The sequence below is a fragment of the Streptomyces sp. NBC_01485 genome (genome assembly GCF_036227125.1).
In the GTDB taxonomy this organism is placed as follows: domain Bacteria; phylum Actinomycetota; class Actinomycetes; order Streptomycetales; family Streptomycetaceae; genus Streptomyces.
Map to the genome: position 1 here is coordinate 2,957,554 of NZ_CP109435.1, position 22,328 is coordinate 2,979,881.

The 22,328-nt window shown below is 68.6% G+C and carries 18 protein-coding genes; 2 read left to right on the plus strand and 16 right to left on the minus strand.

What is annotated here, in order from left to right; all coding sequences use genetic code 11:
* Positions 1–84 precede the first annotated feature (84 nt).
* From OG352_RS13620 to OG352_RS13675, 12 genes are all read right to left on the minus strand, one after another.
* Positions 85–1,188, minus strand: coding sequence for a hypothetical protein (locus tag OG352_RS13620; RefSeq protein WP_329217005.1), 1,104 nt, complete (start codon positions 1,186–1,188; stop codon positions 85–87).
* 54 nt (positions 1,189–1,242) lie between these two features.
* The gene (locus OG352_RS13625) at positions 1,243–2,172 is read right to left on the minus strand and encodes a hypothetical protein (protein WP_329217006.1); all 930 of its coding nucleotides are present in this window, start codon (positions 2,170–2,172) and stop codon (positions 1,243–1,245) included.
* Positions 2,173–2,182: 10 nt separating this feature from the next.
* The gene (locus OG352_RS13630) at positions 2,183–3,079 is read right to left on the minus strand and encodes a phage distal tail protein (protein ID WP_329217008.1); all 897 of its coding nucleotides are present in this window, start codon (positions 3,077–3,079) and stop codon (positions 2,183–2,185) included.
* Entirely contained in the window at positions 3,079–7,881 is a 4,803-nt protein-coding gene (locus OG352_RS13635) for a phage tail tape measure protein (protein WP_329217009.1), read from the minus strand. Before OG352_RS13635 ends, OG352_RS13630 begins: the two co-directional genes overlap by 1 nt.
* 1 nt (position 7,882) lies before the next feature.
* Complete coding sequence (locus OG352_RS13640; RefSeq protein ID WP_043684329.1) at positions 7,883–8,188, minus strand: hypothetical protein; 306 nt, start codon at positions 8,186–8,188, stop codon at positions 7,883–7,885.
* 26 nt (positions 8,189–8,214) lie between these two features.
* On the minus strand, positions 8,215–8,796 hold the full coding sequence (locus tag OG352_RS13645; RefSeq protein WP_329217010.1) for a hypothetical protein: 582 nt from the start codon (positions 8,794–8,796) through the stop codon (positions 8,215–8,217).
* Positions 8,797–8,812: 16 nt separating this feature from the next.
* Positions 8,813–9,298 carry a phage tail tube protein gene (locus OG352_RS13650; RefSeq protein ID WP_266856262.1) on the minus strand — a complete coding sequence of 162 codons (486 nt, stop codon included), beginning with the start codon at positions 9,296–9,298 and terminating at the stop codon, positions 8,813–8,815.
* A gap of 131 nt (positions 9,299–9,429) precedes the next feature.
* The gene (locus tag OG352_RS13655) at positions 9,430–9,864 is read right to left on the minus strand and encodes a hypothetical protein (protein ID WP_329217012.1); all 435 of its coding nucleotides are present in this window, start codon (positions 9,862–9,864) and stop codon (positions 9,430–9,432) included.
* 58 nt (positions 9,865–9,922) lie between these two features.
* Positions 9,923–10,360: an HK97 gp10 family phage protein gene (locus OG352_RS13660; RefSeq protein WP_329217014.1), complete on the minus strand. Its 438-nt coding sequence runs from the start codon at positions 10,358–10,360 to the stop codon at positions 9,923–9,925.
* A gap of 4 nt (positions 10,361–10,364) precedes the next feature.
* The gene (locus OG352_RS13665; protein WP_329217016.1) at positions 10,365–10,742 is read right to left on the minus strand and encodes a hypothetical protein; all 378 of its coding nucleotides are present in this window, start codon (positions 10,740–10,742) and stop codon (positions 10,365–10,367) included.
* A 101-nt stretch (positions 10,743–10,843) separates the two neighbouring features.
* Positions 10,844–11,266 (minus strand): DUF6093 family protein, encoded by a 423-nt coding sequence (locus OG352_RS13670; protein WP_329217018.1) that lies wholly within the window; start codon positions 11,264–11,266, stop codon positions 10,844–10,846.
* Entirely contained in the window at positions 11,263–11,706 is a 444-nt protein-coding gene (locus OG352_RS13675) for a DUF6093 family protein (protein ID WP_329217019.1), read from the minus strand. Before OG352_RS13675 ends, OG352_RS13670 begins: the two co-directional genes overlap by 4 nt.
* 286 nt (positions 11,707–11,992) lie before the next feature.
* Here OG352_RS13675 and OG352_RS13680 point away from each other — a divergent pair, with 286 nt between their 5' ends.
* Both OG352_RS13680 and OG352_RS13685 read left to right on the plus strand, forming a co-directional pair.
* On the plus strand, positions 11,993–13,231 hold the full coding sequence (locus OG352_RS13680) for a phosphoribosyltransferase-like protein (RefSeq protein WP_329217020.1): 1,239 nt from the start codon (positions 11,993–11,995) through the stop codon (positions 13,229–13,231).
* Between the two features lie 362 nt (positions 13,232–13,593).
* Positions 13,594–14,553: a reverse transcriptase family protein gene (locus tag OG352_RS13685; protein ID WP_329217021.1), complete on the plus strand. Its 960-nt coding sequence runs from the start codon at positions 13,594–13,596 to the stop codon at positions 14,551–14,553.
* Between the two features lie 57 nt (positions 14,554–14,610).
* On the opposite strand, the gene OG352_RS13690 is transcribed toward OG352_RS13685, so the two are convergent.
* From OG352_RS13690 to OG352_RS13705, 4 genes are all read right to left on the minus strand, one after another.
* On the minus strand, positions 14,611–15,711 hold the full coding sequence (locus OG352_RS13690) for a hypothetical protein (protein ID WP_329217022.1): 1,101 nt from the start codon (positions 15,709–15,711) through the stop codon (positions 14,611–14,613).
* A 91-nt stretch (positions 15,712–15,802) separates the two neighbouring features.
* Entirely contained in the window at positions 15,803–17,884 is a 2,082-nt protein-coding gene (gene fxlM / locus OG352_RS13695) for a methyltransferase, FxLD system (RefSeq protein WP_329217023.1), read from the minus strand.
* Between the two features lie 23 nt (positions 17,885–17,907).
* Complete coding sequence (locus tag OG352_RS13700; protein ID WP_443072256.1) at positions 17,908–19,182, minus strand: lanthionine synthetase C family protein; 1,275 nt, start codon at positions 19,180–19,182, stop codon at positions 17,908–17,910.
* Complete coding sequence (locus OG352_RS13705; RefSeq protein WP_329217024.1) at positions 19,179–22,250, minus strand: lantibiotic dehydratase; 3,072 nt, start codon at positions 22,248–22,250, stop codon at positions 19,179–19,181. The genes OG352_RS13700 and OG352_RS13705 overlap by 4 nt, the downstream gene beginning before the upstream one ends.
* Positions 22,251–22,328: the final 78 nt, after the last annotated feature.

Below are 22,328 nucleotides of genomic sequence, written 5' to 3' on the forward strand. Positions count from 1 at the left end.
ACGCCATGCGGGCGGTGCGGGTGGTGCGGGCCAGTTGCCGTTCCAGGACGGCGACGCGTGCGGCCAGTCGGGCGATGTCGCTGCTCACGCGGTGCCTCCCCCGTAGGTGAAGCGGTCCGCGCGCTGGAGTTGGATGACGGCCTGCTCGGGGGTGTCGCCGGAGGCGGGCTGGATCTGCCAGCCGACGATGCGGGACCATGCGTCGAAGTCGGTCCACTGGTCGTGGACCCGGGCCCGTACGTCGTCGCCGATCTGCCAGGAACCGAAGCGGGCCGCGGGGTGGTCGCGGACGGTGATCTCGGTGACTTCGCCGATGACCTGGCGGGAGATGCGTTCCGTGCGGGCGCGTGCGGCCAGCCGGTCGTTCGCCTTCTCCTCTGGTACTTCGAGGAGGTGCTCCAGGCGGAGCCGACCGTCACGTACGGCGTCGACGGCGCGGCGCCGGTTGCGGCCCTCGCCGGCGCCGAGCGCGATGACGACCTGGGCCAGGTTGTCGGCGTCGTACTCGACCGGGACCGCCTTGACGACGTTCACGCCGGACTCGAAGTGGATGTCCGTGCGGCGGCGGCCGAGGCGGGGCCAGCCGATTCGGACGCGGCCCTGCGGCGTGCCGTTCTGCCAGGTGGCTTCTTCGGTCCACTCGGGGCCGCCTTCGACGGCGACCATGTCCGAGATGACGTCCCCGAGCGAGGGGGTGTCCCACCAGTCGATCCGGTAGGGGTCCTCCGGAGTACCGACGGTGACCTTCGAGGTGGTGTCGTCGACCTGGATGCCGAGCTGGCCGTCCGGCGTCTCCTGGCAGTACGCCCACACGTCGCGGATGACCTTGCACGGGTCCGCGTAGGTGTAGGGGCCGCGTGCGTTGAGCTGACCGTGGAGGTCGTAGCGCCGGTAGGGGTAGGAACCCCAGCCGGATGCCTCGATGTTGAGCTGCTGGCCCTGGGGGTCGGCTCGCCAGATCAGGCCGCCCCACAGCAGCCGACCGTCACGCTCGGCGTAGATCTTGGTGTTGCCGGGGTCGAGCTGGGAGCGGACGAGGTGGGCAAGGCGGGGTTCGACCGCGCCGGTGAGGCTGCCGGTCGCGGACAGTGCGGGCCCGAACTCGACGCCGGTCAGGGGCAGGTCCCAGGCGAGGACCTTGTTGGTGAGTGCGTCGGTGGTGAGGTAGCGGTACGACGGCGACGCCATCAGGCGCGATCCTGCTTCTCCCCCGCGCCGTGGTGTGGTGGTGCCGGTGTCGTCTCAGACGACGCCTTCGGTGAACTCCACGTCGGCGATCAGGGAAGTCGCGGCGTCGACGCCGAGGTTGCCCCACTCGGATTTGGAGGGCTGGGTGCGCACGAAGAGGTCCTGTGTGGTGCCGCGCAGGACCGCAGAGAGGGTGATGGTGTCGGCGAGGACGACGGTGTTGCGGCGGATGTTGGCGCCCTGGTCGTCGTCGATGGCGGTGGTCTGCCCCGTGTCGGTGCCCAAGGAGGTCTGCATGTTGGCGAACACGTCGGATTCCGAAAGGCGCAGGCCCGCGAGCGTCACCAGCAGCTTGGCGCTCGTCGCCCAGCTCGGGATCGGGACCTTCCAGCGGGCGGCGGCTGGCCAGTTGTACCACTGGCCGTTCTGCGCGGTCAGCCTGTTCAGCGCGCTGGGATAGGCGGTGTACAGCGTCCGCTCGCGTCGAGGGTTCGCGATCAGCCGCAGATCCGTGACCATGGCGTTGGTGATGGTGGCGGTGTTCGCCGGTATGTCGAGGCGCGCCAGCGGGATCGCCGTCATTCCGGACGGGACTGCCTTCGCGGTCGCGGAGACACCGGACACGACGTGGAAGTAGCCGATCTCGTCGGCAGCAGGGTCACGGTTGCCTTCGTACTCGGGATCCTCAACGCGAAGGCATATGAGGTCGGACCGGGCCGAGGAGCCGGTGGGAGCGATCGGCACGATGGCGTCGCCCACGTTGTACTGGGTGTAGGAGCCCTGGCCCCACGCAGCTCCGGTCACGACCGCCGAGCCGTCGCCGACTCGGACGCCGGCACCGGGAGTGGACCACTCTCTGACCTTCAAGTCGTTGCCTTCGGTCACGCCCTGGTTCCCGGACGCGAGGTCCCGCACCATCATCCGGAAGGCGCGTGCGGGGTGGGTGCCGCCGTGGGTCAACATGGGCGGCTGGATCAGTGCCATCTGCTCTCCTTTACAGGGCGGTGTAGGCGTCGCGCCACGACACCGCGAGGCGGGTGGAGTTGGTGTAGTCCGCGCCGGTCCACCGGACTTCGCTCGTTCCGGGCGGGACCTGGAAAAGGTCCAGGCGCGACACGGCGGACAGGGCGTACGCGGCGTTGGCGCCGTTGCGCAGCACCCAGCGCGTGCCGGGGCGCGTGTCGATCTGAAGGGTGTCGTTCTCGCCGAGGGTCAGCGACAGGTCGAGGACGCGGCCTGTCTCGGTGATCCATATGCGGGGGTTCACGACCGGGCCCTTGATCTTCAGGGAGGGCCAGGCGGGGAGGTCCCCGGCGTTGGTGACCCAGCCTCTGCGCTCGGTCGGGTCTGCCACACCGGTGGTGATCGGAGCAGTGACGGGGGCCTTGAAGCCTGTGCCGCCCGTGAAGGACAGGGGCAGGGTGACCTGCTGTTCAACCTCTCCGTGCCATCGCGGGTCGGTGGCCGCGAATTCCAGGGTCACGGGGATCCAGCCGTAGACGGCCTGCGCCATGGACACGGCCTCGACTCGGCGGACCCTGCCGTAGAGCCGCTTGGCGCTGTCCCGTCCGGGCCAGAGCAGCCGCAGTGTCTGCAAGGCACCTGCTGTCTTCCGCACGGCCGGGTCGGAGGCTGCCTGGTCGAGTGCGGCGAGCGCGTCGGCGGCGGCCTGCGGGTCACCCGGGGTCCGGATGCCGGCCTCGATCGTCACCGTGCGAGGGCTGTAGTAGTCCACGCCGGGGAATGAGCCGTCCTCTGTGGGCAACTCGACGTCCTGGGCGCGGACTTCGGGCGTGCCCAGACCGGTGATCTCGCTGATCGGGTACGACGTTCCGGGGCCCATGAGGACACCGGCGAAGTCGACTTGCCACTCCTGGGTGATCGTGGCCATCAGATACGGCCTCCTCTCTGGGCGTTCCGCAGCCGCCGCATGATCTCCGTGCCGACCTGGTCGGCCGCTTTGGCGTCAGCGCCGCCGTTGACGGTCACGGGCATGGACCCGACGAGCGCGGCGGGCCGCTCTTCTCGGACGACGACGACTTGGACCGGGGCGGGCCGGGCGTCGACGAGTCGTACGAGGCCGCTGTCGCCCGCGGGGGTGAGCTGGTAGCCGAACCTGTTCGCCACGTCCGCCAAGACGGCCGTCGCCGATCGCCGCTTGTTCACGCCGAGCGGCAGGTATGCCTCTCCTCCGGTGGAGGGCTCGGCGAAGCGGATGATCCCGTTGTTGGTGGCATACAGGCCGGTACGGATGCCGCCGTCCTCGTACGCGAGTTGCTTGTTGGCCTTGTCCAGGTCGGACAGGAAGCGCGTGGCCTTCTTCCCCAGCGCGTCCTTGATACGGGTCCGGCCGAGCGTGGCGATCTCGATGATTCGGTCCTCGCCGAGTTCTGTCGTCTCAGCGACATCGTGGATACCGGTCTTGCTAGAGGTGATCGCGGAGATGATCGCCACGAGGTCCGGAAGGTCGTCGTTCGGGATGGCCTTCGAGGCAGCCTTGGCCTGGGTGTTGGCCTTCTTGGCCTTGCTCGGGGACTTGGCGGCTTCGGCGGCGAGGTCCTCCGCGTCCTTGTCTCCCTGCTGGGCGAGCATCGTCGCCAAGTCGCCGTAGCCCATGGCCGCGAGCTTGGAGAGGTTCTTCTCGAACGCGGCCTGGTCCTTGATGGCCTGCTTGAGCTGGGCGGTGTAGTCGGACAGCGTGGCTCGTGCGACCACGCCCAGCTTCTCCAGGTCCTTGGTCATCTCCGTGACGTACTTGGAGCTGCCGGTGGCCATCTTGTGGGTGAGCTCCACGCCGTCCTCGCCCATGTCCTTCAGGGCATCGGCGACATCCTGGCCAGCGCGCCGGGCGACGGTGGCGAGGTCCTTGCGCCACCGCTGGGCTCGCTTCACCGCCTTGTCGAGATTCTTCTCGAAGAGCTTGAGGTCGAAGACCTCGGTCTCCTTTCCGCCCTTCTTCACGGTGCGCATGGAGTCTGAGCGGATAGACGAGACAGAGATCAGCTCCGTCGAGCCGGAGGGACTGTAGGACCAGCCGGTCAGCCCTCCGTCGGCGTACCATTCGACGCCCTTGCCTCCCAGACGTCGTACGACTTCCTCGGTGATGGCGCGGGAGCGAGCGCGCTTGTTGTGGGCCAGGGGTACGTAGGCCTCCCCGCCTGTGGCTTCTTCCGCCCATATCCGCCAGGTTCCGGCCTTCGCGATCTGCGCCATGTGGTCTTCCCGCCTGGCGGTGACACCTCCGTCTGCGAAGAACGACAGGATGCCTCCGTCCTTCCACTGCGGCTTGTTCGCCCACGGCAGGTCGGTGCCGGGCGCCACGCGCGGAATCACGGACACCGACACGGGAGCGGGAGGGGTCACGGAGATCGCGATGCTCTTGGAGCCGGGGATGTTGGTGACGCTGACGCCGATCGCGTCCAGCTGTGCCTGCACCGCGGCCATGTCGCCCGACAGGAGTGCGGAGGTGAGCGCGCTCGCTGCTTCCGTGCCCTTGGACTGTGCGACCTGCCGGATCAGGTCGAGGGCGCCGGACCATTCGGCGTTCGCGTCCTTCCCCGCCTGGGAGAAGGCGGACACGACCTTCGACAAGTCGGGCGCGGTGATCGGTACGTCGGCTCCCCAGATGCTCTTGAGGGAGTCCATTGCCCGCTCCACGTCGCCGGACAGCAGCGCGTCCTGGAACGCGCCGGCGGCATCCTTCCCCTTCCTCTTGGCGACCTCTGCGAGGAGTTCCATGCCGCGGTCGAACTCGCTGCGCGCGTCGCCCACGGACTTCTTCACGGCCTTGCGCAGATCGATCAGCGCCATCTGCTCCGTGACCTTCTGAAAGGCGGCCGGGTCGTTGCGCTCCGACGCCTTGGCCCAGGCGCGGCCGATCTCCTTGCCGTACTTCTCGGTGATCTCGGCGGTCTTCTGCAGGCCGAGCCGGTACGCCTCCGTCGACCGTTCCGCGTCCTCGGTCACGATGTCGCGCAGTTCGTCGGCGACCTTCGTCTTGCCCTTCTTCAGCTGTCCGACGAGTTCGTTGAGCATCGGTGCGGCGTCCACGCCGAGTTCCGCGAAGTGGTCGGCCAGGTCGTCGTAGCCGAACACCGCGAGTTCGGACAGGTTGCCCTGGAAGTCGCGTTGCGCCTGGAGCTGCTTGTGCAGCTCCTTCATGTAGTCGGACAGCTTGACCTTGGCGGTGTCGGCGTCCTTCCCGGCTTTGCGCATCGCCTCGGCCGCCGCGGTCTGCGCGTCCCTGAAGGCTCGGGACGGGTCGACGGCGTCGCCGACGGCCTCGGCGAGTGCCTTCATCTCGTCGGTGATCTCGGGCGCACCGGTGCGGTCGATGTCCGCGAGGGAGAAGAGGTCGAAGATGCCGCCGCTGGTCTTGGCCTGCTGTTTGATCTTCGCCTCGACGATCGCCTTCTGCTGGGCGATCTCGGCTTCCTTTTTGACCGCCTCGGACCACATCTTGTGGCGGTCTTCGAGGGTCTTCTCTGCTTTGGAGTACTGGGTGATGCTCTCGTAGTCGCCGGGTGCATCACCGGATTTCGCCTTGCGGGCGTACTCGTAGGAGTCCTGCTGAAGGCGGCTCTGGAGGATGGCGAGCTTGGCCCCGCCGGAGGTGATCGCGTCGATCGCTTCGGTGGTGCCGATGCCGACCTTCTCAAGGTCCTTCAGCGCGCCGTCGGCGGTGAGCTGGTCGTACAGCTTGTTGATGCTGGCACCGGTCGTCGCCTCCTCGCGCTCCTGCTGCAAGGCTTGGACCAGTTCATTGGTCGCGTCCTTCGCCTTCTGTTTGGAGGCGGTGTAGGCGGCGTATCCGGCGATGCCGAGGGTGAGGACAGCGGCAAGTCCGGTGACCGCGAGGCTGGTACCCGCCAGCACGGCGGGCATCACGGCCCCGCCCGCCTGAGCGGCGGCCAGGGCGGTACGGAACGCGGCGATCTGTACGGTGACCTTCGTGTAGGCAGCCCGGAGCAGCAGCAGTCCCACGATGGACGCGGTGACCATCGTGAGGACGGACTTCATCGGACCAGGGAGGTCCTCGATGCTGCCGACGACGGTGTGGACGACGGACCCAACGGCCTTGAGCGCCGGCAGCAGGGCTCGGCCGACGTCGATGGCGAGCGCACGGGCCTGGTTGGAGGCCAACTGCCACTGGCCAGTGACGGTGTCGGTCTGGAGGGCGTACGCCTTCTGCGTGGCTTCGGCACGCGACACTTCGTTCGCGATGCCCGCGTAGGTGTTGGCGTAGTTCTCGCCCCCGGCGGAGGCCAAGGCAAGGGCCGCGCGTGTGGCGCGGATGTCCTTCCACATGTTCGAGATGCCCTCGGCGGTGTTGCCCGCCGCCCCGTTCAGCTTGTTCACGACCACGTACAGGCCGTCCTGTTCGACGGCGGAGGCGGCCGACTCGTAGCCCAGGTCCTTGACGGCCTGCTTGAGGTCCTGCGTCGGCTTCATGACGCGGGTGAGGAGCATGTTCAGGGCCGTCACGGCCTCGGCCGCGGGGATGCCGGTCAGCGTGATCGCGGCGAGCGCGGCGCTCATGTCGTCGAACTCGACGCCGGCCGCCGCCGCCATCGGTACGACGTCGCCCAGCTGTTGCGCGAGTTCCTCGAAGGAGATGACGCCGTAGTTGACGGTCTGGAACATCACGTCCATGACGTCGTTGGCGTCGGACGCCGACATGCCGTAGGCGTTCAGCACCCCGAGAACAGCGCGGGCAGAAGTCTCCGTCGTGGTCAGGCCCGCTGCCGCGCCCCGAGCCGCGACTTGGAGGATCTCCATGGCGTCCGCGCCGTCGAAGCCCGACGAGACGATCTGATAGAGGCCGTCGGCGAGCTGGTCGGCGGTCTGCGGCAGCTCGGTGGACAGCTCGACGATCTGATCGGTGAAGGCTCCGACGTTCTCGGAGGTGATCTGCTGGGAGATCGTCAGTACGTTGGCCATCGCCCGCTCCAGCGAGATCGCCTGAGCCACGCCGACACCAAGAGCGGCACCGATGAGTAGGCCGTTCTTCGCGGTCCGCGCAGCCTGGGCGCTCCGCGCGGCGGCCAACTGGGCTTCGGCCCTCGCGACTTGCTGCGCCTGTCGCTGCGCGTTGCGCGCGGCAGTGGTCTGCACCTCGTCCCGCATCCGGACTGCGGACAGGGCACGGGCATCGGCCGAAGCCGCGAGGCCAGTGGCGCGCGTCGCCGTGGCCTGGGCCGCAGCCGCACGCCGTTGGGCTTCGGCGTGCTCCTGGGCGGCGCGGGCGGCGGCCGTCTCAGCCGCAGCGGCGGTACGTGCGGCGGCTGCGGCCCCGGCGCCCGCCGTGGCCTGGGCGCGGGCGTTCATCGTCTGCGCCAGCGCCTGCGCCCGTGCGGCTCGCTCTCCCGTCGCCGCCACCGCAGTCTGTTCCGCTGCCGTACGACGAGCCGCTGTCGCCGCCACCGCCTGTGCACGGCCAGCGCGTTCCTGGAGCACGGTAGTCCGCTGCACAGCCTGAGCCACCTGCGCCTGGGAGCGAACCATCTGCGCGGACGCGGCAACTTGGGCGCGGGCCAGATTGTCACCGGCCAGGCGCACCTGGTTCAGCCGGGCGGCCGTTCCGTCCAACTGCCCGTCAAATGCGCGGAGTTGCGCAGCTCCCTGTCGCAGACCGGTGGACAGCCCACCGGTTGACGCGAGCAGGTTGACGTACAGGGTGTAGGCACCAGCCACGTCAGGATGCCTCTCTGGGCCTCAGCCCGATCTTGAGCCCCCGCGCATCTGGTCCATCAGGAATGTGTTCGCGCTCCATCTCGATGACCTCGCAGCCCACACAGCGGTAGGGCTCGGCCACGTACGCGAAGCGATCGCCGCCCTGGCTCTCGTCCCACTCCGCCGCCCGGGTCCCGCAGGTCTCGCAGACGCTGCGCTGGTACGCGAGGTAGGCCATCGCCTTCGCCCGGTCCAAAGCCGTCCACCGGCCGTCCCCCGCACCCGTGAACTGCGAGTGCGGGAGTCCGTAGGCGTGGCACAGCTCCATCTCGGCCCTGAACTGGGCGTCGACGATCAGCCTTTTCCCAGGTCGGCCCTCATGGTCTGGTTGACCAGCAGCGCGGCCGTGAACAGGGCCTTGGCGTCCGCGTCGCTCCAGCTGTCGAGGAGTTCCTGCGCCTCCGCCTCACTCATGCCGTCCACCGAGGAGGCCGAGACGAGAGCGGCGGGGAAGGTCTCGACGTTGTACTCGTGGCCGAGATCCGCCTGCTCCTCCGTGGGGGCGTGCTCGCGAAGCAGTTGCTCCCAGGCGGGTCGCGGCAGAGCCCGGAAGGTGAGCTTGAGGGTCCCGGCTGCCAAGGCTCGCCGGGCCTCGTCCAGCGCGGCCTGGGCGGCCAGCACTTCCGGTTGGGCGAGCGCCCAGCTCTCACGCTCGTCGGCTGGTACCTCCATCTCGGAGGCCCGGCCAACGGCGCTGGTGCGTGCCTTGGCCATGTCGAGCGCCGCGTCGGTCACGCGCTGCTTCAGGTCTTGGTCGTCGAGGAAGGAGACGGCGCGCTCGGGAAGTCGACGGGCCCGCAGACGGGCCATCTTGGCCGCCCAGTGCGGATCGCGGGCGACGGCATCGGCCGGCGGTTCAACGAAGGTCGTAGTCATGCAGCACCCCCGCCGATCAGGCCGCGGCCGGGACGGCTACGTCCTGGACGGGCTTGCCGGTCACGTTGAAGCTGACCTTGAACTTCGCCGGCTCGGAGGCGGTCGTGTACGTGCTCGACCTGGAGCCGACGCGCACCGGGAAGATGTCCATGGACTGCGACGCCGGGATGTCGCCCTTGCGGAGGATGACCACGTAGCCCTCGGTCCCCTTGGCGAGGAGCGTCTCCAGGGCGTTGTCGACCTTGTCCTCGTAGAAGGTGAGGCTGGAGTTGTCGGCCTTGTCCTCACCAGGGATGTTGCCGGTGAACTCGGTCGCCAAGTCCGGTGTATCGATGGGGGTGTTCTCGACGGCGAAGCCCTCGATGTCGCTGATGGCCGGGGACAGGTCGGTCCCGTTGGTGCCGCCGAGCTCCGGACGGATCGGGATCAGTTCCTTCGAGACGATGTCCTTCAGGAAGAAGAACTTCGTGGTGCCGCGACGGGTGAACCGCTGCTGTGACACTGATTCTCGCTCTCCGGGAACCGGTGTTCCGGAGCGCGCACACGCCGGGCCGGTCCCCATGAAGGGGGAATCGGCCCGTGCCGGGTGGCCGGGCGTCCGCGAGATGCCTCCGCGGTGAGGTAGCTGGAACGTCAGGACCCGAGAGTGGTCACAGTAAGGACGTACCGCTGCACATAACTGTATACGCCACCGCTGACAGACATCCCTTCCTCCTTGTCCAGCTCGCGGTCGATCACGATGTAGCCGGTGATGGTGATGGTGTTGACGTAGGACCCGCTCAAGCGCGCCAGGAGCGCGGTGCGGACCTTGTCGGCCATCCACTCGACCTGTTCGGCGGTTGAGGCGACCGAGGTGACCTGGACGAGCACGCGGGCGTCAGCGTCGCCGTCACCGTAGGGCGGGCCGCTCGTAGTCACGCCCAGCGGGTAGAGGACGCTGTAGGGAATCGTGGCGCCGGTGGGCGTACTTGATGCCGTGGGGGCGGTCCCGTACCCGCAGCTTCGGGCGGTTGCTGTGGCCAGTGTCTTCTGGATCGCGAGGGACACTTCTCTGCCGGAGACGGGCACTACTCCTCCTCTACTCCTGCGGGGCTGGTGATCCGTCGCCGGGCGGCGTGGCGGTCGCTCACGAGTCGTCGTCGATCGTGTCGCCGAGCGCGGCGATGAACAGCGGCCGGATCTCCTCGACAGCTGGCCCGACGTGCGGGTAAGGGGGCTGGTTGTAGATGCGCCCCAGGCTGTCGGCGCCGACGAAGCCGTACTCCAGGCGTCGGGCCTGGGGCTTGTTCGTGCCGACGACCGCCGTGACGGAGAGCCCGTCCGTGGACACCTCGTGCGTCCAGGAGCGCCGGTAGTCGCCCGTGGGTGCGTTGGGGCCCGGCCTGCCGCTGGCCTTGGCCTTGATCCTGGTCTCCAGCAGCATCGCGTAGTGCTGGACGGTCGCCGTGACCTCGGGCAGAGTGCGCGCCGCCCTCGCGTCGAGCTGCGCGGCGATCTGGAACGCATTGGAGTAGGCGCCCGCAAGAGGGTGGGCGTTGGGGTGCGGGTTCAGCGAGGACGCCACTGGCTCACTGCCCGTCTTCCGGTTCCGGCTCGCCCCACTGGCCAAGGGCCCATTCCCGCAACAGGGCGAGCATGGCGCGGGTCAGCTCGTGCGGGCGGCCGTCCATGAGGTCGTGACGGTCGAGCGCGACCTTCTCCAACTCGGCGGGACTGATCGCGGACAGGAAGGCAGCCGCCGCCGGGCCAGGGTCCGGCGGATCGCCGATGACGACGTGCGCCAGGCCATCGAACACACCGGTCGCCGTGGATCTCGGGGAAAGCTCGATGACCATCTGCGGTACGTCGCCCGCTCGGTGGGCCAGTGAATAGGCAGCGAGGTCTCGGGAGACGTCATGGCCGCCGATCTCCACGACGGCGGTACGCCCCTGCCCGGTGACGCGCACCGACAGGGGCTCACCCTCGGGAGAGATAGGTTTTTCACTCTGATATGTTGGCACCTATCTGAGGTTACGGGTATCCGCTGACAGTCCAGCTCGCCCGGCGTCTACGGAGGGGTGATCTCGTCGAGACGGGTCACCCGAACGATCTCGACCGTGGACGCCTCCGATGGGTCGAGGACCTGCCACACCCGATTCGCTGTCGCTGCGTGCTCGCCTGCTGCGGCCACAACTTCCACGCGGTCGTACCGCACGGGAACGGGCGCCGAAATCGGCGTGAGGAGCCGATACCAGCTGACCGTGTCGTCCAGCCATTCCCGCCCGAGAACGTGCTGCGCGGTGACCTGGCCATGGCCGGACAGGACAGCTCCCGGCCCCTCGTAGACCGACTCCGCCGGCATGGACCCCAGGAGGCCGGTCGCGGGGTCGAGTTGGGGAGTTCCCGTTGGGCGGGTGATCCGTACTGTGTCCACCAGCAGCGTCGACTCCAGCTTCTCCCGTTCCGCCTCGGTGTCGATCGGCGTGCTCACGAGGTGCTGCCCGAAGTGCTGGACTGGGTGTTCTGATCCAGGAACGTCGTGCGGACCACGGCCAGAGTGGAGGTCTGCCCGACATCGAGGACGCGCCAAGTACGGCCGATCGCTGCCGGGTCGGCGGCGTTGACGACGCTCACCGTGTCCTCGCGCGAAGCCACCGGGGCGTCCAGAGGCGTGATCAACTTGTACTTCGAGGTGGAGTCGTCGACGTACGCCTGGCCTTCCAGGTGCAGGACGATCCCGGGATCTCCATTCGGGAAGACCCCGCCGTGCCCTTCGTAGATGATGACGGGCGGGCCGGGCTCGTACTGGCCTGTGTCCGGATTGAAGACCGGCTCGCCGTCCCTGCTGATTCGTACGGTGTCGGTAAGGATCTTGCGTTCGACCAGGGCGCTTACGGCCCCCAGCGTCAGCCCTTCAGTAGGTACGCTCATACGTTCGAGCGTAGCGCCGCTGGCGAACCGCCCGACTTCCCAACAACTGCTGCCCTGCGCCATCGATAGTTAATCTTTGCTCCCCAAGAGCATCGCAGCGAGATCGCGCTATGGGCTCATGGCGGGCTAAGGGTGCCGAGTAGCACCATGCCGAGCGTCGGCCGGCCATCGTCACCGACATCATGGACGCCCCTCAGGCTGGCTGCGATGATGACGGTCAGCCTCTGGCCCGGGCGCCTCCGTTCAGATGCTCAGACCAGCCAGACGACCGCGAACCGAGGGCTTGATGACACATCCGCCGAGTGCTGGAGGACAGCAGCTCAGGCCGAGCCAGACGGCACAAGGCGGAGCCTGGCTATCCAACTTTAGGCCCGACGACGCCCCCGCCGCGCAGCAGCTGATCGACAGCCTGCACTTCTTCTCGTCAACCACGTTCCGGCAGGGCCTGACGAAGCACCTGCACTCGGTGCTCACACACACGGTCCCAGCGGAGCGACCCGCGGCGCTGTATAGCGTCCACTCCTCCGATACGAGCGGCACCATGTTCACCGGCTGCCTGGAACCGCTGGTCCCCAGCGCGGGGGGCAGCGAACTGATCGTGCAGAACATCGTGCGCGCGACGGAGCGGGAGTTCGACAACACCGTGGTGTCAAAGCAGACGACGTCCTTGGAGCTACTGAAGGACCGTCGGGTTCGCCGTCTGGTGTTCTTGTCCGACTACGCCGGATCAGGCGACGAAGCAATCAACTACGCGCGGACCTGGCTGCGCAACCCCACAATCCGCAGCTGGCGCTCCCTCAAACTCGTCCAGCTGCACCTGGTGTTGTTCGCCGCCTCCACGACCGCCCTCAAGCGCCTCGAAGCGGGCTCCTGGTACGACGGCGTACACGTCCTCCACTACGGCATGGACTTCCCGTCTGTCGACTGGGAACAGTCCGAGCGCGATCACATCAGGACGGTATGCAACACGTACGCACCTTCGATGAACGCTGCCCGCGGCTGGGGAGACAGCGAAGGCCTCGTGGTGTTCGAGCACACCATCCCGAACAACCTCCCGATGATCGTGCGTCAGACCAAAGGGCGGTCTCCGTACGGCAAGTGGGTACCGTTCTTCAGTCATCGCACGGCGCCGCAGGAGCTGATGAAGTCGCTGGCGGACTACCGGCCGGACTTTGACCGGCAGCGCCGACTCCGGGCCATCCGGCAGCCGCGTCTGGCTGCAGCGAGCCATCTCCAGACGATGGAGCGGCCGGAACTGGCGCGGATCATCGACGTCCTCGCCCATGTCGCCGGAAGGCGGCGCAACCCGGCCCAGCTGGCGGCAGCCCTGGGCATCTCTATCCCAGCTGCCATGGAGATCACCCTGCTGGCGCAGCATCTGGGTCTGCTGGACGAGCAGACGCGACTGACGGACGCTGGTTGGCAAGAGCTACGCAAAGCGAAGGCCAGGCCCCGGCGAGTCGCCAGCGGATTGCAGGGCAGCACCGAGCCCTACTATCCTCGCCAACTGAAGGGGAGTCGGTGACGCCTAGAGCGATCGGCGAGGTTCTCGTCGAGGCAACGGCCCACTCGTTGTGGGTCAGGCCGTAGCTATGAGTTGCGGCTGTGAGCAAACTGGCGATCGCATGGGACTTGGAACGCGCCAGCGCCTACGTGAGCCTGGTGGCCCGTCCCAAGGCCCTAGCGGGATACGACCAAAGGTAGGCCGTCATCGACTCCCCCCACGCCTACCGAAGGCAGGGCCTGGACAAGCAGATCGATGCTCAGGTTCTGGACGAGGCCCTGACACAGATCCGGCGGGCCGAAGGCTACTCAGTCACACCGATTCTGACCCTGCGGCATCTGGCGCATCTGACAGGCGCGGACTACCTGTACCTGCGTAGCATCGTGCAGCGGCAGATCGACCCCTATACCGTGTTCTCACGGCCAAAGCGCGAGCCGGGCAAGGTCCGAACCATCGCGTCGCCAGGTCCCGTGCTGATGGATATCCAGCGGTGGCTACTCTCCAACCTTTTCGAGCGCGTCCGCCCCCATCGGGCCAGTTACGCCTACCAGCCGGGACGCTCTGCTGTCCAATGCGCGAAGCGACACCTGGGCGCCACCTGGCTTTTGAAGTTCGACCTCCACGACTTCTTCCACTCTGTCGACGAGCGGGCGGCGTACCGCGTTCTACAGACCGTGGGGTACAACAAACTGATCTCCTTCGAGATCGCGCGGATGTGCACCCGGCTCCCCGATGGGGAGGCGCGAGCCTTCACCAGGTTCAATTACCCGACCATCGACTCCTATCCCGGACGGGCTCCCGGCTTCCTGCCGCAGGGTGCCCCGACGAGCGGCGCCATCGCGAACCTGGCCGCCCACGCGCTGGACGACCGGCTGTGGGAGGTAGCCGATCGGTACGACCTGGTCTACACCCGCTACGCGGACGACATGACGTTCTCAACACTGGGCCACCTGGACCGCGTCACCGTAACCCACTGCATTGCGGACATCACCAAAGCGGTGCACCAGTCGCACTTCAGGGTGCACCGCAAGAAGACCCGCATCATCCCGCCCGGTGCCCGAAAGGTTGTCCTAGGGCTGCTCGTGGATGGCGACAGGCTACGGATCCCCGTGCCGGTACGCCAACGGCTGGAAGCCCACATTCGGGGCGCTGCCACCTTTGGGCTTGCTCCGCACGTCGAACATGCCCGCTACAGCTCGCTCGGCGGCTTCGTCCGCCACGTCGACGGCCTGCTGCGGTACGCGCAAGGAGTCGACCGTGCCTGGGCAGGTCCGCTGACCGAGCGATGGGAGACGGTCCTGAAAGCAGAGGGCGTCACCGCGCTCGACCGCGAGCTCTGGTAGCGCCTGAGGCTTCACGACGGCCGAACAGCCCTACCGGATACGCTCACCAACAACGACTCACAAGATCGCGTTACGGGCTCTAAGCACCATCTCACCGCTGCCCAGAGCGGTTGCGAGGTCCCGGCGCAGCCCTTCTGGGAGTACCCCAGAGCCGAGCGCGCAGCTCCGAAGCAAGTCCTCGCAGTCCTGCCACTGGGTGTCCTTGGCGAGCGCGTCGAACAGAGGGTGGGCCAGGACCTCGCGGGCCGCATACCCGTTGCGCGCTTCCACTGTTCGCCGACACAGATCGTCGAAGAGAAGGCGGGCACCAGGGTTTTTGGCTGATCCGGCGGCGTCCAGGACGGTGAGTCCGAGACGGACGTCGAAGACGGTCATACCCGCGTTCGCCTCGTGGCTCAGGAAGGTGTTCGTCAACGACGCCAAGGAGTCGTCGACTGGTTGGCCTGCGTCGCGGCGGCACAGCGTCGTTAGGCAGGCAGTGACGGCCTGTTCCCACGGCTCCCCCGGTGCTGTAGAGGCCAGGAGCTCGTGAGCAGGGCCGGTCTGGCCAGAGGTGAGAGCCGCGATGACGGCGACTTGGCGCCCGTCCAGCATCCTGGTGCCCACACCCCGGTGTTGTTCGATGTGGGCCAGCGCCTCGGACCATCGCCCTGTGGTGGTGAGGCTGCGTGTGCCGTCAGCCAGGACGACGCGCCATAGCCATGCTCGTACTTCTCGTCGGTCGCCCTCGGTGCAGATAAGGTCGGCCGGCACGGTGATGCCCTCGAAGGAGACTGCGTCGGCGGCGCCGACAGCCTCGTACAGGTCCAGCAGCCGCTGACGGCCTTCATCGGTTCGGCCGGCGCGGATCTGCAAGCGGGCGAGGTTGACCAGGGGCTCCAGCGCGCGGATGGCAGCCATGGCGGGGAGCGGGCAGGCATTCAGGTAGGCCGCCGCGTGCCGGTGGCACATCGCTCGGGCGAGATCAGGAAGGCCGAGGTCGGAGGCGATGAGCGCCGTCTGGTTGAAAACGGTGGAGGCCAGTCCCTGGTCGCTCCGCTCAACGGCTCTTGCGGCCAGCTCGGTCACGGACCGTACCCGGTCGGGCAGCGGCAGGCAGGCGGGCCGAAATCGGGCGACAAGCGGGAAACGCCTTGCTATCGGGCCGTGCGGGTCCATGGGTCCCCCTGGGGGTGACGGTGTTGGTCGGGACCGGTGGAGCCCGTGGGCGTTACCCACGGGCTCCACCCCCTTCACGTCCGGGCTGGCGTCACCGCCAGTCGACGACGATGCGGTTCAGCGGAGTGTCGAGGGAGAAGAGGCCGGGCTGCTGCTCGATCGCGGGTGCGTCGAGACGCTGGATGCCGAAGGACGCTTCGCGTCCCCGGTAGTTGCGGTCCCAGCTGCGGATCGCCTCGGCGACCTTCGCAGCCAGTTCGTCGCCGCCGGGCCCGTGGCCGATGACGCCGAACTCCCAGAGCTTGCCGCCCTCGGGGGTCTTCTCCTCCGACAGGCGGCGGGCGAGGTACGTGACGGCACCCTTGTCGACGGCCGCGGTGGAGGACGGGTAGGGGTCCTCGGTGAGCAGCGTGCCCTTGGCATCCTGCGGGAACAGCATCCGGATCAGACCGCTGGGCAAGGAGCAGGAGACGAACAGCTCCATCCACTCCGGCGACTCCATGGCGCGGACCGTCATGCCGGTCCACTCCTCGGTGCGCGGCTGCTCCAGCACACCGGCCAGTGCCTCGGCGTCGATGGGCTGCCCGGCGGGGGCCTGGAGCCGTACGGAGCCGTCCGTGCTGAGCGGGATGACGCGGCGGTCGTCATCGGCGATTCCGCGTCGTAGCGGCATGAAGGTGTTCATCTTGCTGCCGACGCTCGTCCAACGGCCGTCGCGCTGCTCGTAGGCGATGGAGCGGGACACACTGCCCTTGAGACGCTGGGGAACGACGAGCCGTCCGCCGGGCGCGAGTTGGTCGAGCCAGGCGTGGGGGACGCCGTGCGCGCCGACGGTAGCGATGATCCGGTCGTACGGGGCGCCCTCGGCATGGCCGACGGCGCCATCCCGGGTCAGTGCCTCCACGTTGGAGAACCCCGCCGCGGCGAGGTGTGCGCGGGCTCCTTCCACGAGGTCCTCGTCGACGTCGATCGTGGTCACATGTCCAGCCTCGCCGACCAGGTGGGCGAGCAGGGCGGCGTTGTAGCCGGTGCCGGCGCCGAGTTCGAGGATGCGTTCGCCGGGCTGGGCCTCCAGTTGGTCCAGCATGAGCGCGACGATTCCGGGCTGGGAGGCGCAGGAGATTGATGTGCCGTCGGTGTCGTACTTGATGTTGACCGGCACGTTGGCGTACGCGTCTTCGAGCGAGGCGTCGGGCACGAACAGGTGCCTGGGCACGGTGCGCAGAGCGGCCTCGACGGCGGGCGTGCGGGCGTACCCGGCTTCGCGGATCTGGTCGACCAGGGCGTTGCGGAGTCGTTCGGCCTCGGCCCCGGGGGTGGCGATCGTGTCGGTATTCACCGTCCTGACGCTAGTGGTTTCCGACGTGCCCTCGGCGGGCGACGCGGTGTTGTCACTCGATCCCATGACTGCCTCTCGTGCGGTGTTGAACAGGGCGCTTTGGTCGTCCGGGCGGAGACCTGCGCGGTTGGAGTGGAAGATCACGTGGTGGGCGATGACTGCTCGCAGACCGCGCGAGAGCCCGCCCCCGGTGGCGAGGTAGGCGAGAGTCGTACCGGCCCGCTCGAAGGCGGCCACCCACTCGGCGTGCCCGTCGAGCGGGCCGTCCGTTCGGCAGAGACTGCGAGCGTCGACGGTCATCAACGTGCGCATTGCGGGTATCAGGACGGCGGCCCGCTCCGGGGTGAGGGCTTCGGTTGCTGGTCGCATCTGGGCGGCTTTCGCCCACACGTCGCCTTGCTCGAACCAGTCCAGATTGGCGGCCCGCATCAGGGAGCTGAAAAGGAGGACGGCGGTCTCCCGGCGCCCCAGTAGCCCGGGGCCGGGTTGATAGGTGAGCAGGTGCCGACTGTCCTCATGGAACAGGTCATGTGCGGCTTCCATGGCCTCCGTGCCGCCGAAGGCAGTGGTCTCCGGCTCGTAGATGCCGTAGGTCCACGATCGAACCGTGCCGTCGAAGACCAGGTCGCTCAGCAGGGACTCAACCAGCGGGGATGGCCCCGCAGCGCGGTACCGCAGTGGCCAGGGCTGCTTGTTCATGAACCACCAGCCGGTGAGCTGGCCCTCTTCCTCTGCTGCAAGCAGGATGGGGCCGAGTCGTTCGGCGATAGCGCGCTTGCCGGTCGCGCGGTCGGCGAAGGTGACGTTGTGCTGGTGCCAACGGTCCGGGGGCATGGCGGTGGTCCTTCGATCGGGGGTCAGGCGATGAGCAGGCAGGAATCCCAGGCCGATTGGGGCGGCGTGGCGGTGGCAGGTGCGAGGAGCGCCAGGGCTATACCGGCGGCACCGTTGAGGAACCCGGGCCCCACTTCCTCGTCCCGCACCAAGGCCGCGGCCGCGGTTGCCGGGTCGGTGCCCGGAGGACACACCGCGGTCAGGAGTGCCGGGATCGCCGCCTGGAGCTGGCCAGCGGTCGTGAGGTGCGCGTCGGTGCCGGTCCGGGCGGCGATGTGGGCGAGGCCGGCGAAGCCGTGGCACAGGCCGTTGTCCGTGGTCGCCTTGAGCTGAGTGCGCTCGGTGAGGGCGGCCACGAGCGCGCTCCCCGCCTCGACTTCGCGGACGGTGTCATCGAGGACGAGGGCAGCGAGCTGCTGGGCGCGGACGAGGCCAGCGGTGCCGTAGCACCATGAAGGGCGGCGCGGTGCGGAGGGGGCGAGGTGCCCCTGCCTAAGTTCGGCACGCGTGACCCAGTACGGCCAGGCAACGCCGAGGTCGGTCTTCTCCTGCCAGCGGTCCAGCCACGCCACGATGGTGCGCATGGCGTCGTGGTGTCCGCCAACGACGGTGCCGTACCGGGCGGCAAGTGCCAGCAGCGCGAGCACCCCGCCGATTCCATGCGCGAGACCGCTGTTGGCGTGCCCGCCGGGGAACCGCTCGTCAGCTCGGCCGGAAGGCCCTGTCTCCGTCCACCACCCCGGCAGAGCCTCGCCGTCGGCACTGAGCGGTTCGGCGAGGCGTGCGCAGTAGCCGAGGACCGCGTGCAGGTCGGAGCTGGACGGGTCCCGGCGGAGAAGGTAGGCCCCGTAGCCGGTGAGTCCACGGATCACGTCGAACTCCGCCAGTTGTGGCAGGTGGCCTGCATCGATACGGCGGTGCGCGGCGTCAAGGCGCGTGCGGATGTCGGTGATGATCTGCACGTCGAGGGTGTCCAAGGCGCCCTGGTAGGTACCGGGGAGGTGGTCGGCCGCGCAGGCCACGGTGTGAGCGAGGGCGGGGGCGCCGTAGAACGGGTGGCTGTCGGGTCCGCTGGTGAACGGTTGCCGGGTAGCGGCTGTGAGCCAGTCGTGGGCGCGTTGCCACGGTCCGAGGCTGCGCGCGGCCCGTTCGATGTGCAGCAGCGCAATTCCCAGGGGACCGTAGGCGAGTTGCTGCCGTTCGGTGGTTGTCGTGCGGGGACTCACGGGCGCTGTGGCGGGGTCGGCCAGGAGGTCGGCGACGGCGTCCGCCATCTTGAGCGCGAGAGGGTGGGTCACCGTGTCCTCCGGGAGATCCGGGCCAGGGCAGCGGCGCGTGTGAGATACAGGCAGATCGCTTCCTCAGGGAAGTCCACTGCCAGGTGCCGTACGAAGTGGACGTGCAGGAGCGAGGAGAGGACGTCGTCCAGGCGGATGCCCTGGGTATCCGGGCCGGGGAGATGGGGTCGGTAGGCGGCGAGCGTGGCGTCCCGGTCCGCCCATGCCGCCACGATGGCCTGTCCGCCGGGTGCGTCGCGCAGTGCCGCCCAGTGGTCGGTCGGATCGGCCAGCCGTACGGTCTCGGTGAACTGGGGACGCGGCACCGGTGCGGGCGCGGTGGGCGGAATGTTGTCGATCAGCCAGCTCATGGCGGCCTCGGTACTGCCGAGGAACGAGGTGGCGATGGCGATGGTGTGCGCGGCTACCAGGGCGCGCGGATGCGGACGCCGGGGTTGGGAGAGCTGGGTGGCGACAGCTCGCGAGTCAGCGCGGAACACGTTCTCAGCGGCATCCCAGGCGGCGCCGGAGCCCCAACGGCCCATCTCGCGGTAGGAGGTGGGAAAGCGCACGTCCGACAGCAGCCCGGCGCTGCGCAGTTCGTTGGCCCAGATGCCGACGGTGCGTGCGGTCGCGGCGAAGGCTTGGGGATCGGGCAGAGCGATGCGTACCCGGAGGTGATGGTTGGGGTCGCGGAAGCGGATGAACCACCACGGTGGACTGCCGAGTTGGTCCAGCAGGTCAGGGATGTGCTGGGTGAGGAGGGTGTCTTGACGGCGCAGGTCGCCGTACAGAGTGGCCAGCAGCAGGGATGAGACTCCGGGCGTCTGGATCTGCGCTGGGGAGAACGTGCGGGCCGGTGCGGGGGTCGGCAGGAGCGGCCACGCCGGAGGCCGCCTGGCCTTGAGCGGTACGACGACCTCGTGCGCGCGGCCGTCGCACCAGCCGTAGGCGTCGGCGTCCGGGCCCTCGACGAGGACGGCCAGGCTGGCGCGGTTGAGGTGCTCGCGCAGGAGGGTTCGGTGGGCGGCCTGGTCGAGATCGAGGAGCAGACGACGGTCCTCCTCGGCCAGGCTGACCCGCTGAGGCATCCGCCGCCGGGTCCGCCACTCCTCCAGGGCGGTGTCCCACTGGGCCTGGGGGCGGTCGCGGCGGGGCAGTTCGGCTGCTTCCAGCCGCCACCGTGCAGAGGCGAGCACCGTACGCCCGTAGCGCAGCCGGGGCAGGAACGGCATCGCGGTCGCGGCGCCCCAGTTGAACAAGGTGACCTGCGCGCACTGAGCGCGCGAGAGCTCGGTGAGGAACCGGACCAGCGGCGGGGTGTGCTCCTTGAGATTCAGCGCGTGCATTCCCACGGCCTCGATCCGCTGCCCGCGCTCAGGCGCGGCCAGATACATGCGGCGCCCGTCGCATGCCACCGCCAAGTCGTCAGGCGTGAGCACGTCGCTGCTTGCGGCACGGTGCTCCTGCACGCTGATCACGGTGGACAGAACCTGCGGAGCGCGCGTGACATGGGCGCTCGTGGCTAGCAGCGGCGGGAACGACAACTGGGCGGGGACGGTGCCGGCGTCTGCGCTCGGGAGGTCGGCCAGTTCCGCTGACAGACTCTCGCGGTCCTCAGGTGCCAGCACGCCGAGGAACCGGCCGGTCGTGACACCGACGCCACGGGACACGCTCGCAATCTCCAGCCGGAACCGCCCGCGCTGCAGTTCCTCGGTGCTCGCAGCGTGCACCCGGACACCGACCTCCAGGTGCGGCGGCACCCTTGGACGCTCGGGTCCCAGATCCATCGCCGCGATCAGCTCATCAGTGAGAACCACCTCGTCGCGGCCGTCGAGGACAGCGGCCTGCGCCAGCCGCACCAAGGTGTCGTCTCGTACAGAAAGGCGGGAGCGGCGCCCGTCGGCCGGGGCGCCCGGATACCCGTCGGGGAAACCAGTGCCGCTGTCGGCGACGACTTCGTTGAGAGGCACCATCGTGCCGATGCCGTACCGCTCGTAGAACCGCCGCTGGTACGCCTTCCACGCCGCGGTCCCGTACGGGAGGGCGCTGACCCGGGCCAGGACGCTGGCTGCACGCTCGACCTCGCGGGCAACCGCTTCAGGCAGCTCCACCTCGGCGTCCAGACGAAGGTCGAGGGCGAGAGGGTGACGGCGCAGGCGTGGGACCAGAGCCCGCATCCGCGCGGTGGCACGGGCCCGGCCGCTTCCGGAGCCACAGCCGCGCAAGTCGCTCTGTACGGCGCGGAGTTCGCGGATCATATCGGCGACCTGGGTTACGGCGTCTGCCTCCACGGCGTCCAGTTGCGCCAACAGGTAGTCCAGGGCATCGGTCTCGGTGCTCGGTGCGTGCAGGCTGGTGATCAATACCTCGTTCCGGATCAACCCCTCCACGAGCCGCTGCGCCTTTCCCTGGCCTGCTGTGGGGAAGTCCGCAGCCAGCTTGTCCGCGAGAGCACCGGTGCAGATGGGCTCTCGGGCTGCCTCCAGGACCACCTGCACCGGTTCGGTCAGGGCCACGGATGCCTCGACCGCACGCCTCCGGTCGCTTTGGGTGTCGGCCTTGTACGGCACAATCAGCCGGTCACCGCGTCTCGTCGCGGTGTTGTTGAGGACCACCGGAAGGCGCTCCAGCAGTTCGGGGCACGACTCCAGCCGTTCGACAACGGCCGTCAGCCACTCCGCGCCCGCACGACCGATGACGACGTGGTCCGGACCCCAATTCGCGCGCGCCTGCCCGCCGATGACGGCCGAGGCCACGCCAGCAAACAGGCCGAACGGAGTTGCCCGCTGTTCGGCACGCAACACGTAGCGGGCCACGGAGGAGACAGCGCGCCGCACATCACGCGCGGCCGGGGTGCTGGAGGAGCACAAGGCCCGCACCTGGGAGGCGAGGACAGGACTGGCGTGCTCCAGGGCCTCGGCAACGTCCTCCTCGGACCACAGCTCCCGCAACCATGCGAGCCGGGCCGCCGCGCCACGGGGGGAAAGGTCGTCGAGGCCGGGACACGGGGAGACAGGAAGCTCCGGCCGAGCGACCGCACGGACGAGCGCGGTCGTACCGGCATGGAACGCGGTGCTCGAAGCCATCACACTCTCCTGGTCCAGACGGGCGGCCGGTGCCTTCGCACTGCGGGTCACGAAGACACCGGCCTGGGTACCGTGCGC

Excerpts from the sequence above, each read along its gene's own strand:
- OG352_RS13620 (WP_329217005.1), bottom strand. The coding sequence starts at position 1,188 with ATGGCGTCGCCGTCGTACCGCTACCTCACCACCGACGCACTCACCAAC.
- OG352_RS13625 (WP_329217006.1), bottom strand. The coding sequence starts at position 2,172 with ATGGCACTGATCCAGCCGCCCATGTTGACCCACGGCGGCACCCACCCC.
- OG352_RS13630 (WP_329217008.1), bottom strand. The coding sequence starts at position 3,079 with ATGGCCACGATCACCCAGGAGTGGCAAGTCGACTTCGCCGGTGTCCTC.
- OG352_RS13640 (WP_043684329.1), bottom strand. The coding sequence starts at position 8,188 with ATGGAGCTGTGCCACGCCTACGGACTCCCGCACTCGCAGTTCACGGGT.
- OG352_RS13645 (WP_329217010.1), bottom strand. The coding sequence starts at position 8,796 with ATGACTACGACCTTCGTTGAACCGCCGGCCGATGCCGTCGCCCGCGAT.
- OG352_RS13675 (WP_329217019.1), bottom strand. The coding sequence starts at position 11,706 with ATGAGCGTACCTACTGAAGGGCTGACGCTGGGGGCCGTAAGCGCCCTG.
- OG352_RS13680 (WP_329217020.1), top strand. The coding sequence starts at position 11,993 with ATGACACATCCGCCGAGTGCTGGAGGACAGCAGCTCAGGCCGAGCCAG.
- OG352_RS13690 (WP_329217022.1), bottom strand. The coding sequence starts at position 15,711 with ATGGACCCGCACGGCCCGATAGCAAGGCGTTTCCCGCTTGTCGCCCGA.
- fxlM (WP_329217023.1), bottom strand. The coding sequence starts at position 17,884 with ATGCCCCCGGACCGTTGGCACCAGCACAACGTCACCTTCGCCGACCGC.
- OG352_RS13705 (WP_329217024.1), bottom strand. The coding sequence starts at position 22,250 with ATGGCTTCGAGCACCGCGTTCCATGCCGGTACGACCGCGCTCGTCCGT.